The organism is Cytophagales bacterium, assembly GCA_019456305.1.
Classification (GTDB): Bacteria; Bacteroidota; Bacteroidia; order Cytophagales; family VRUD01; genus VRUD01.
Genome location: VRUD01000016.1, coordinates 14,113 through 26,246, shown reverse-complemented (window position 1 = coordinate 26,246; position 12,134 = coordinate 14,113). Strand labels below are relative to the sequence as shown.

Genomic DNA, 12,134 nt, shown 5'->3' with positions numbered 1-12,134 from the left:
ATAATGAATGTAGAATGATGAATTTAGAATGTAGAAGTTGCCCAGGCGTATACATTCTACATTCAAAATTCTAAATTCTACATTTCTTTTTTTATTTGCCAATATCAAATATCCAGCACCCTGCCAGCAAATTCATCGGATGGCTCTAAATCCAACTGAGCCATCGGATGATGGCCACCCATCCGGCACCCAGCACCCAGTTAATTCCAGCTCATCGGATACTTCTCATCCACATATTTTATAGCTTCTTCAGTCAGGAGCAGGGGCCTGAAAGTATCCAGCATCACAGCCAGCTCTTTTGTTTCTTTGGCATCAAGGCTTGCTTCAACGGTGCCGGGATGCGGCCCGTGAGGGATACCTCCGGGATGCAGTGTAAAGGAGGCTCTTTCAACGCCTTTGCGGCTCATAAAATTTCCTTCTACATAATAAAGCACTTCATCGGAGTCTATATTGGAATGGTTATAGGGGATCGGGATTGATAACGGATGATAATCAAACATCCTGGGTACAAACGAGCAGATCACAAAATTGGGCGCCTCAAATGTCTGATGCACGGGAGGCGGCTGGTGAATTCTACCTGTAATGGGCTCAAAATCGTGGATTGACAAAGCATAAGGGAATAGAAAACCATCCCACCCAACCACATCCAACGGATTGTGATCATAAATATATTGATGCAAAAACCCCTGCTTTTTTATTTTGACTAAAAATTCACCCTTTTCATCTTTTGTGATTAGTTCGGATGGCGGCCGGATATCCCGCTCACAATAGGGTGAATGTTCCTGAAGCTGCCCTAAATCATTCCTGTACTTTTTTACTGTTTCAACAGGACCGGAAGATTCTATAATCAAAAGCCTTACGGGCTTTTCATCGAATTCAATCTTATATATTGTGGTTCTTGGTATGACCAGATAATCCCCCTGCCGGAACTCAATTTTGCCAAATTGAGTGGTGAGCGTTCCGCTGCCATCATGGACAAATAAAACTTCATCAGCCTGCCCGTTCTTATATAAATAATCCATAGTTTTATCGGTAGGACAGCATATTGACATGGATACATCATCATTGATGAGCATTGTTTTCCTGGATTCTAAAAAATCCTTACCGGTGATATCAACTTCACAGGTTTTCAGATGGGTATGCATCAATGGATAATCTTTAGCGATCCTGGGGCTGACCGGCTTCGGTTTTTCGATCTGCTTTACCCTGGTAGGGGGATTTATGTGATACAAAAGAGAATATATCCCTGAAAATCCTTTTGAGCTTACCAACTCTTCCTTATACAAATCACCATTAGATTGACGGAATTGGGTGTGGCGCTTAGGTGGAATTAACCCTGATTTTACGTAGTATGCCATTTTTATTTACAATTAATGTATAATTTTTCGAAATTGCATTGAATACCTTTAAGTCGGCAGTCTTCAGTCGGCAGTCGGCAATCGGCAGTCCACAGTCCACAGTCGGCAATTGTCTATTGTCTATTGTCTACTGTCTACTGCCTACTGATCCTCTCCGCTTCTTTAAAATGTTTTAATGCTGCCTGGAAAATTTCATCTTTTTCTAACCTAACCGGAACAGCTCCCTCATTCTGCCATACCCACTTTGCAATTTCCGTCTTTAAATTGTTTTTAATAATTGATTTAGATAGTTCAAATTCCTCTTCATTAAATGGTATATCCATTTTTGAGGCCATATTCACAATTTCATCCAGCATTTTATCTGTGATCCTGAAATTTGTGTAAAAGTCGTCAAATCCTCTTTTTTCAAGTGACTGTTTGTGTTCATCATAATAATTCAGACCATACTCGGTTAAAATATTTTTATTCAAAAGGTTGCTTAAATAATTGCTAAAGTAACTGGTGTCTCTCGGAACAAAAATATCGGGCATAATGCCCCCACCTCCATAGACAGTTCTGCCTTTTAATGTTTTGAATTTAGTTGAATCTTTAAATTTAATGCTATCGGCATAATAAAATTCTCCATGCAGATACCTGTTAAGAAGATCAAAATCATAATCATCATCAATTGGTTTTTGAATACATCTACCGCTTGGCGTATAGTATCGTGAGATCGTAAGCCGGATCTCTGAATCGTCTTCAAAAGTGAATGGTATTTGTACAAAGCCTTTCCCAAACGACCTTCTGCCAATGATAAGCGCCCGGTCATTATCCTGCAATGCCCCCGCTACAATTTCAGATGCAGATGCGCTGCCTTCATTTATGAGAACAATAAGCGGCCCGGTTTCAAACAGTCCCGTAAAATTCGCCCTGTATTTGGTATCATATCTCGGATCTTTCCCATCTGTATAAACGATCAGCTTGTTGCCTGAAATAAATTCATCAGCAATCTTTATGGAATGTTCCATATACCCCCCCGGGTTGTTTCGCAGGTCTATGATCAGCCTTTTTAATCCTTTTGATTTTAATTTTGACAGGGCGCCTTTAAATTCATCATACGTTTTGGCAGAGAAACGCGTTATCCTCATATAGCCCGTAATTTCGTCTACCATATAGCTTACATCCACAGAATAAGTTGGTATTTTATCCCTGGTGATGGTAAACCGCAAGAGTTTTTTATTGACCTTCCGCAAAATTGTAACATCAACTTTACTGCCCTTTTGACCTCTCAACAGTTTGTAAACTTTGTTATTAGTAAGGCCAATCCCGGCAATGTCTTCTTCATCTACTTTGATGATCTTATCACCCGATAATATTCCTAACTTTTCGGATGGCCCGCCACTAATGGGCGCTACAACGATCAGCGTATCCTTAATGATATCAAACTCTATTCCTATCCCTTCAAAATTTCCGGTCAGCGGTTCCCTGGCAGCAGCCACTTCTTCTGGCGAAATGTATATGGTATGCGGGTCAAGCTTTTTTAGCATTACCCTGATGGCATGCACTTCAAGTTCATCCACATTTACCGAATCAACATAATAATTGTCAATATAATCCAGTATTCTGCGGAATTTAAAAGAGGTCTTTGCAATATTGATAACAGAGCCTTTAGCTCCAAACATAGTAGCCCCAATAAATATACCACCTGCTATTGCCAGCGATATGAACAAAGGTAATCTTGTTTGGAATTTAGAGTTATTTATGTTACCCATTTGGATATAAAATAATATGACTATGCGCAATTTTACCTAAAATTAACAATAAATATCAAGATATTTTAGAATATTTGTAAAAATTATTTTCTTGTGTGTTCAAACAAAACTTTTTGTGTGAAAATGAAACAATATATCTTAATATTATTACTTTCTAATTTTCTCGTGATTTTATCGGGATTCAATCTTCACCCCGTGAGATATTTATTTTTGAAAGCGAAGTGGGTTAATAGTTTTTCGCACTATTATTATATTATTGTATTGTTGATATTAATCTTATCTAACGGGGTGAAATTAAAAGCCCAGACGTATAATTTCCGTACCTACTCTATAGAACATGGCCTTGCCCAATCACAGGTTTTTTCTATTTGTGAGGACAAACGGGGCAATATTTGGTTCGGTACTGGTGGTGGTGGCGTTAGTGTATATGATGGTGCGAGCTTCAGACATTTTACAAAAAAAGAAGGATTAGGCAACGATCATATACAGGTAATAGTAGAAGATCGGGCCGGTAATTTGTGGTTTGGTTCTCTTGGAGGCGGTGTAACAAAATATGATGGGTTAACTTTTACCCATTTTACTCAAAATGATGACTGTCCCCACGATCAGAACGAGTGTATTAAGGGCCTTGTTAATGATATTATATGGGCAATTTTTGAAGATCGTCACGGTTATCTATGGTTTGGAACTCACAATGGCATCACTCGCTATGATCCGAAACGAAAAAAAGGGTTAAAAATCAGGAACTATACTGCCCGGGATGGCTTAAGTAATAATACTGTTATCTCAATAGTTGAAGATAATGAAAGTAATATGTGGTTTGGCACTTATGGAGGGGGCGTCTTTAAATTTGTTAGGGATCCCTCGCTTCGCCAGGGACAACTTTTTGAAAATTATACTATTAAAGAAGGTTTGTGCAGTAATTATATTCTGAGTATGCTCAAAGATCGCAGTGGTATTTTATGGTTTGGAAGTGATGGGAGAGGAGTGTCTCTATTGCAGATTGAAAACAATAATAAAAGCGATGTCAATTTGTTCACTAATTTTGAAATAGGTAAAGGTTTAAATAATAACATAGTCAGGTCAATTATTCAAGACCGGGATGGCAACATTTGGTTTGGAACATCCGGTGGGGGAGTTAGCAAGCTTCTTAAAACACAGATTATACAGATTAAAAATACAAAGATTGAAACGCGAGCAACAAAATTAATACATTATACAGAAAACCAGGGATTGAGCAATAACATGGTGAATTCAATACTGGAGGATACTGCAGGCAATCTATGGATTGGCACGTCTGGAGGGGGCGTTTGTAAATTGAGCCGTGAGATATTTAAACATTATACAGAAAATGATGGATTAAAAAATAATATTGTATGGTCTATTTTAGAGGATCGCAGAGGCAATTTATGGTTTGGTACCGATGGAGGAGGAGCGTCACAATTGAAGATTGTCCCGAATACCCGGGAAAGATTGAAAATTGTAGAACAAAGAGAAATCCCGATGATAACCGGGGCAAACAGTAATGTTGATTTGTTTACGAATTTTACTAAAAATAATGGCTTGACCGGCAATATAGTCAGGACTATTTTGGAAGACCATAACGGTTACATATGGTTTGGCACAGAAGGTGGATTAACACGTTTCAATCCGCTTCAAAAACCAATCAGCTCAAAATCATTTTATTATATCACTGAAAAAGAAGGGCTGATTGACAACAGTGTTTATACAATGATAGAAGATCGCAGAGGTAAACTTTGGTTTGGAATGTTTGGAGGTGGTGTAGCTCGTTATGATCCTGATATTTCGGTAAACAATTCAGGAGCTTTTACATATTTTACCGAAAGAGATGGACTTGCAAGCAACAGGGTTGTGTCAATGTTAGAGGACCACTCGGGTAATATATGGATAGGCACCAGTGGATGGGGCATTACTATGCTGTCTTTTAGAGATACGTTCCGGTTAATGCCTGAATTTATCCATATAACAAAGAAAGGGTCTTGCCCTATAACTAACAAACATGATTGTGTCGTGGGATTGTCTTCAAATAGTGTTAGTTGTATCGTTGAAGACAGTGTAGGAAATATGTGGTTTGGTACTGAAGGCGGTGGCATAAATAAATTAGTCTTAAGTAAAAAACAAGGTACGCCTCCCTCATTTATTCATATAACTACTGAAAATGGATTGAGTTCAAATAATATTTACTTAATGGTATTTGATAATACCGGCAATTTATGGGCAGGCACTGAGAAAGGACTTGACAAAATTGTTCCCGAGTACTCGGGAGAAATTAGACATTATGGAAAAGCGGAAGGATTTGTTGGCATTGAGACCAATTCACGAGCGGTTTATAAAGATAGCAAAGGGTTTATCTGGTTTGGTACGATCAATGGAGTTACCCAATATAACCCTGGCGCTGACATCCCCAACACGATTGAACCGCAAACACATATAACGGGAATAAAGCTATTTTTTGAAGAAATAGGATGGCAAATAAAATCCCAATCCCCAGGACTCCCCGAACCCCGAGTACCCGGGGGGACAGGTGGGATATATCCCAAATATCCAATATCTCGTTCTGAGGATGGCCTTGGATATAAGCGGGACAATATCCTCCACCCATCTCTTGCAGAGACGAAGTATGCCTCGTCTCTGCTGGATGAAATTAATTACGATGGCGTGTCTAAATGGTATCCATTACCAATCAACTTAGCGCTGCCTTATGACCGAAATCATATATCATTCTCATTTATAGGTATTAGTTTAAATATTACTGAAAAAGTGAGGTATAAGTTTAAGCTTGAAGGATTAGATGCAAAGTGGTCGCCTGTTACATCAAAGCGGGAAGCGGTCTATCCTAATATTCCACCTGGGGAATATACTTTTAAAGTAAAGGCTAGTAATAATGATGGTATGTGGAACGAACAGGCCGCTACATTTAGCTTTATTATAACCCCACCTTTCTGGCAAACCTGGTGGTTTTATATGTTTTGTGGCATTACAACACTAAGCGGAATATTTGGTTTTATTAAAATTCGTGTAAGAAATTTGCAGGCAGCTAAGAAAATGTTGGAACAAGAGGTGATAATGCGTACAGTGGAAATTGTAAAACAAAAAGAAGAGATTGAGAAACAAAAAAATCTTCTTGAAGAAAAAAACAGAAACATCATAGACAGTATCAATTACGCAAAGCTAATTCAGGAAGCCATATTTCCTTCAGTCAGCTATATGAAACATTTGCTTCCTGAATCATTCATCTACTATAAACCCAGGGATATAGTAAGCGGTGATTTTTACTGGATTACAGAGACGGTTGCCAGCTCGGTGATCATTGCCGCAGTTGACTGTACCGGGCATGGTGTGCCCGGGGCATTTATGTCTATTATTGGCCAGGACCAATTGAATCAGACAGTAAAGGAAAAATGGATTATTGTACCATCTGAAATCCTGGATGAAATGAACAAAGGAGTAAGAGATCAATTGGGGGGTGTTTTACCTCCCACACAGTCTGAATTGAAAGATTCATCCGTAAAGGATGGGATGGATATGGCATTATGCTCAATAGACCTTCATAAGAGAGAACTGCAATTTGCCGGAGCTTATAATTCTTTATATATGATCAGAAATAATACACTGAAAGTAATTAATGGAGATAGATTTCCCATTGGAATATTTCCAGGTAAAAGTTCAAAAAAATTTACCAACCACGAAATAAAATTGCAAAAAGGCGATACGCTTTATATTTTCTCTGACGGCTATGCTGACCAGTTTGGAGGGCCGAAAGGTAAGAAATTCATGCGTAAAAGATTTATGCAAATATTCCTGGATATCCAGCACCTTTCTATGGAAGACCAGCAAAAATCCATAGACAAAACCTTTGAACAATGGAAGGGAAATGAAGAGCAAGTAGATGATATCCTGGTGATTGGGATCAGGATGTGAGCCCCGCCAGTTGGCGGGGAAAAAAGCCTGTCGGAGCAAAGAGGAGATCCGACTTGTCGGGAAGGGTTAGCTGTTAGCTTTTAGCTTTTAGCTATTAGCTTTTGGCTTTTAGCTAACAGCCAACAGCTAACAGCTTTTTGAAGGGTTGCATGAAGAGCAACGCATGATCAACAGTTTCATTATTACACTGAAATTAACGGCTAACAGCTAACAGCTAACGGCTAACGGGTAACTATCAAAATTATTTCATAATGAAATTAATAGCAGACAGCGGCTCCACAAAAACCGATTGGCGGATCATTACAGATGATAACGCCATCCACCAGGCTAAAACATCGGGTACTAATCCATTTTATCAAACAGATGAAGAGATATCAAAAGCGGTGCAAAATGAATTAATTCCCCATATAAAACCAGAAGTCGTAAATAATAAATCTCCCGATTTTATCGGGACAGGCGAAATTTTCTTTTACGGTACCGGTTGTTCTAATGAAGAAAAATGCAAAATTGTTTATTCAGCGCTAAAAAAGACCTTCCCAAAAGCAAATATTGAGGTCCATCATGACCTGGTTGGAGCAGCGCGGGCATTGTGCGGACACCGGGCTGGAATCGCCTGCATACTCGGCACAGGTTCCAATTCATGCTATTATGACGGCACAAAGATCATTAAAAATATCCCTTCATTAGGTTTTATATTAGGTGATGAAGGCAGCGGAGGCTATCTCGGTAAGAGATTGATCCAGGATTTTTTAAATAATGAAATGCCGGAAAACATTAGCAAAAAATTTATGAAAAAATACGCTAATAAATCTAAAAACCGGAACCTAGGATCCGAAATCCTGGATAAGGTTTACGCAGCTTCCCAGCCAAATGTTTACCTGGCATCATTCTCGAAATTTCTTTTTCATAACCTGAAAGAACCTTACATCTTTAAATTAATATATGACGGGTTTTCGGCTTTTTTTGATAAAAATGTATACAAATATTCAAACTATAAAGATTACAGGGTCCACTTTGTGGGGTCTGTAGCGTTTTATTACAATCATGTATTAAGACAGGTAGCTGCTGATAAAGGTGTGACAATCGGAAACATCCTGGAAAGCCCGATTGCCGGGCTTACTTTATTTCATCAGTAACTTAACGTTCAGCCCGTTAGTCTTTCTTAAAAAAAATACCCAAAAAATTTGGAAGTGCAAAAAAAGTTTTAGAATATTAAAAAAAATTTGATCCCGGGTTTATGATTTCGGATTATGCATAACATAGAACCATATTATAGTTGGGAAAAATTTTATGTCTCAGATGAAGACGTGAATTCTCCATTTTATGGTAAACAGCATAGCATGCTGGAATATACAGACGCTATCTATGATCATTACATCCATCCGCAATGGGATTTTATTGGATCCGAAACCCTTTATATCAAAATATTATTTACAGATTATAACAGGGGCTTTACTATCATCGAAATGATAGGCGAGTGGAATGATGCCGTTCACAATGACATCATGTATTTTAAAAGAAACATCGTTGACTACATGATCAAAAAAGGGATTAATCAATTCATACTTATTGGTGAAAATGTCTTTAACTTCCATGGCTCTGACGATTGCTATTATGAAGAATGGTTTGCCGATATAGAAGATGGTTGGATAACGGCAATCAATTTTCAACAATATGTAATCGATGAATGGAAAAAGTATAACCTGGATTCCTATATTAACTTTGATGAATTTGCTGAAATAGTTGACTGGCGTACCTTGTCGCCCCCCGAGCTGTATGAAAAAATAACTAAGGTGGTAAAACAGTTGATAATTTATAGTTGACAAACTGAACGAGATGATTTTCTGATCTGGGATGTAAGAGAATATATTTCTTCCCTAGGAAAACTTTTACTCGTCTCAAATATATCCATAGCCAATTTGAATGCTTTTTTGTATACTGTCAATTGTTAACTGTCAACTTCTTCACTCTTGCTGCTTTTGGAATCAAATAAATCTTTCCTGTATTGATCTCTTTGCATTTATAGCGGGTTCTAATTAAATTCCCTCTTATAAAAATACGCCTGCTTAATTTAAAATGCACTCCTTCTTCTAACTCGCAAAGAAATTCTGCCTGTCCCGTGTCCTGAGTACTCTGGATATTTGACGGGGCGTCTTGACGTGTAACTTCCGGGGAGTTTGAAACAGACTGCTGGCTGGCAGGCTTTTCGTCATATTTATGGAGCGCTTTTATTAATTCGAAATCAGTGTAAGAAGAAGCTTTTGGATTTTGTGAGAATTTGATCAGAGGGTATAATAGATCGTCAGGGAAAATATTTCCTGCTATGCTTAATCCACTTTCACTGCCTGTACCGTTTCGCGAAGGTCCGGAGGAAATGTCATTAAGTAGTAAAGGTTCTATTAACTTTTTTAAATTTTTTTTCCATTCTTTACCATGAGGAGCTACCCGTCTGCGTCCGTATGTCCGGCAGGCTGTCTCATCAAATTCAAGGCCCGTTACAAGGTGAGCAATTTCATGAAGATAGGTGATCAAAAAAGAATATTGATTCAAATCTTCATTTACTGTTATGGTATACTTTAAGTCTGACTTACCAGGCAGGTTTAAACGACAATCACCTAGTTTTGTAATCCTGCTTTTTGTAACAATAAATTCGAAATGATATTTTTTCCATAGATCAAAACAATATCTTACTGCATTTTCAGGAAATAAATTACGAAACCGGTTAAAATCCTGTATTTTCTTCATAAAAAACAAACCCGAAATAAAAAAAGAGCACCTTTAAAGCCAGGGCTCTTTTTTTTAAAGTTCAGAATTTTTTAAGAGATAAATTCTCAGAAGTTTCTACGACAGATCCTTCACCTTCTTCTTACATAGCTCCACAGGATTCGCCACAAACGTGTCCTTTTTCGCCATGAAGATAAGCGTGGTTGTCTTCAGCACATTGGTCACTGCAAACATGCTCTGCCAACATTTCTTCTCCACCTGCTTCTTCAGAAACTTCTTCAACCATTTCCTCAGTAGTTTCTTCAACAACTTCTTCTGTTTCTCCTTCTGTACTTTCATAGGTTCCATCACAGGATGCAAAAGTGATCATACCTACAATTGCTAATAATGCTAATAATTGTTTCATAATTAAAAAAATGTTTTTAGTTAATTAATTCACAAATGTAAAGATAATATTAAAAGAAAGAAAATAATTTTTGTTATTTTTTAAAACAATATTATTAAATACGAAAAATCTGAATAAATCCTGTATTTTCTTTATAAAATACAAGTATAAAAATATAAAAAAGCCTCTATTTCTAAAGGCTTTTTTAAAATCCGGATTTTGATAGAAAATAATTACTCAGAAGTTTCTTCGGTAGATTCTTCAGTACCTTCTTCGCCTTCTTCAGACATCTCCTCTTCAGACATTTCTTCTTCAGATACTTCTTCTACCATTTCTTCTACAGCTTCTTCTGTAACTTCTTCTGTTTCTTCCTCTGTACCTTCAGAGGTTCCGTTACAAGATGCGAAAGTGATCATACCTCCAATCGCTAATAATGCTAATAATCGTTTCATGATTTAAAAAATGTTTTAGTTAAATAAATAGTTTGCAAAAGTAAATATAATATTTATAAAAGCAAGAATTTTTTTATTTTTTTTTTAAAAAAAAATATTTTGAAGGTGAAGTTTCAAAATTTTACCTTCAAAATGGAGAACATAATTTCGTAACCCGATACTATTAAAACCTATTTTTTTTTGAAAATTATTTTTATCGGTACGCCCTCAAAATTAAAATGTTCTCTTATTTTGTTTTCAAGAAACCGCGTATATGGTTCCTGGATGTATTGCGGCAGGTTGCAAAAAAAAGCAAAAACAGGAATTGATACGGGTAATTGGGTCACATATTTTATTTTAACATGCTTGCCTTTTTTGGCTGGCGGAGGATGATTTTCAATTTCTTTCAAAAGCAGGTCATTCAATTTGGACGTTGGCACTTTTTGTTTTCTTTTTTCATAGACTTTTACAGCTTCCTCCAGAACCCGGTGAATTCTTTGTTTATTAACCACCGAAGCAAAAATGATTGGCATATAGTTGATTGGCTTAAGACGCTTTTTGATATGATCTTCAAGCTGTCTGGCTGTATCATGGTCTTTTTCTACCAGGTCCCATTTATTAACCAATAGCACAATTCCCTTGTTCTTTCTATCAGCCAGTGTGACGATATTAATATCCTGAATTTCAATTCCCCTTGTGGCATCCAGCATTATAACACAAACATCAGCTTCTTCCAAAGCTCTGACTGCACGTAAAGTAGAATAGAATTCAATATTATCCCTGACCTTTGACTTTTTTCTAAGCCCGGCAGTGTCAATCAATAAAAATTCTTTTCCAAAGGCATTATAATGTGTATGAATGGCATCTCTTGTTGTACCTGCAATATCCGTAACAATGGTTCTTTGCTTGCCCAGCAGAACGTTAACAAGGGATGATTTGCCTACATTAGGCCTTCCCAATACGGCTAATTTGGGAATGTCATTATCTGTACTTTCATCAGAACTGCTGCGGAAATGCTTTATTACTTCATCCAGCAGCTCACCTGTGCCGGAACCATCCTGAGATGATATTGGAAAAACTTCACCTAAACCGAAAGAATAAAATTCTCCGGCCATGTGAAAACGTTCGGTATTATCAGCTTTGTTGGCAGTAACAATTACCGGCTTTTTGTTTTTCCTTAAAATATTTGCAAAATCATTGTCTAATCCATGAATGCCTTCAATACAATCAACCATAAACAGGATAACGTCCGCTTCATCCATCGCCAGGTCAACCTGCTCTCTTACCATTTCCTCAAAAATGTCGGCAGAACCGGTAACATAGCCGCCTGTATCAATCACTGTAAAATACCTGCCGCCCCAGTCTGAATAACCGTAATGCCTGTCACGGGTGACTCCGCTCTCATTATCGGTAATAGCTTTTCTCTGGCCAATTAACCTGTTAAATAATGTAGATTTACCTACATTGGGCCTTCCTACTATGGCTACTATGTTTGACATAAAAAGTAACGGATGGTGTGAAAAGGTATGCGGGTATTTAAAAG

Annotated in this window: 10 protein-coding genes; 3 read left to right on the top strand and 7 right to left on the bottom strand. The window is 37.5% G+C overall.

Annotation, left to right across the window (positions count from 1 at the left end; genetic code table 11):
- Positions 1-200 precede the first annotated feature (200 nt).
- A complete protein-coding gene (locus FVQ77_05160; GenBank protein ID MBW8049721.1) occupies positions 201-1,358 on the bottom strand; it encodes a homogentisate 1,2-dioxygenase in 1,158 nt (385 codons plus the stop codon).
- A 134-nt stretch (positions 1,359-1,492) separates the two neighbouring features.
- On the bottom strand, positions 1,493-3,109 hold the full coding sequence (locus FVQ77_05155; GenBank protein ID MBW8049720.1) for a S41 family peptidase: 1,617 nt from the start codon (positions 3,107-3,109) through the stop codon (positions 1,493-1,495).
- 123 nt (positions 3,110-3,232) lie between these two features.
- On the opposite strand from FVQ77_05155, the gene FVQ77_05150 reads away from it, so the two are divergent.
- The 3 genes from FVQ77_05150 to FVQ77_05140 all read left to right on the top strand — a co-directional run bounded on the left by FVQ77_05150 (position 3,233) and on the right by FVQ77_05140 (position 8,874).
- Positions 3,233-7,051: a SpoIIE family protein phosphatase gene (locus FVQ77_05150; protein ID MBW8049719.1), complete on the top strand. Its 3,819-nt coding sequence runs from the start codon at positions 3,233-3,235 to the stop codon at positions 7,049-7,051.
- A gap of 251 nt (positions 7,052-7,302) precedes the next feature.
- Positions 7,303-8,187 carry an N-acetylglucosamine kinase gene (locus FVQ77_05145; GenBank protein MBW8049718.1) on the top strand — a complete coding sequence of 295 codons (885 nt, stop codon included), beginning with the start codon at positions 7,303-7,305 and terminating at the stop codon, positions 8,185-8,187.
- A gap of 114 nt (positions 8,188-8,301) precedes the next feature.
- Positions 8,302-8,874, top strand: coding sequence for a hypothetical protein (locus FVQ77_05140; GenBank protein ID MBW8049717.1), 573 nt, complete (start codon positions 8,302-8,304; stop codon positions 8,872-8,874).
- Here the strand turns inward: FVQ77_05140 and FVQ77_05135 are convergent.
- From FVQ77_05135 to FVQ77_05115, 5 genes are all read right to left on the bottom strand, one after another.
- Positions 8,865-8,963 (bottom strand): four helix bundle protein, encoded by a 99-nt coding sequence (locus FVQ77_05135; GenBank protein ID MBW8049716.1) that lies wholly within the window; start codon positions 8,961-8,963, stop codon positions 8,865-8,867. The genes FVQ77_05140 and FVQ77_05135 overlap by 10 nt on opposite strands.
- Positions 8,964-8,992: 29 nt before the next feature.
- Positions 8,993-9,796, bottom strand: coding sequence for a SprT family zinc-dependent metalloprotease (locus tag FVQ77_05130; protein ID MBW8049715.1), 804 nt, complete (start codon positions 9,794-9,796; stop codon positions 8,993-8,995).
- 121 nt (positions 9,797-9,917) lie between these two features.
- Positions 9,918-10,181 (bottom strand): hypothetical protein, encoded by a 264-nt coding sequence (locus FVQ77_05125; GenBank protein ID MBW8049714.1) that lies wholly within the window; start codon positions 10,179-10,181, stop codon positions 9,918-9,920.
- Between the two features lie 212 nt (positions 10,182-10,393).
- Complete coding sequence (locus FVQ77_05120) at positions 10,394-10,612, bottom strand: hypothetical protein (GenBank protein MBW8049713.1); 219 nt, start codon at positions 10,610-10,612, stop codon at positions 10,394-10,396.
- A gap of 170 nt (positions 10,613-10,782) precedes the next feature.
- Positions 10,783-12,090 (bottom strand): ribosome biogenesis GTPase Der, encoded by a 1,308-nt coding sequence (locus FVQ77_05115; GenBank protein ID MBW8049712.1) that lies wholly within the window; start codon positions 12,088-12,090, stop codon positions 10,783-10,785.
- Positions 12,091-12,134: the final 44 nt, after the last annotated feature.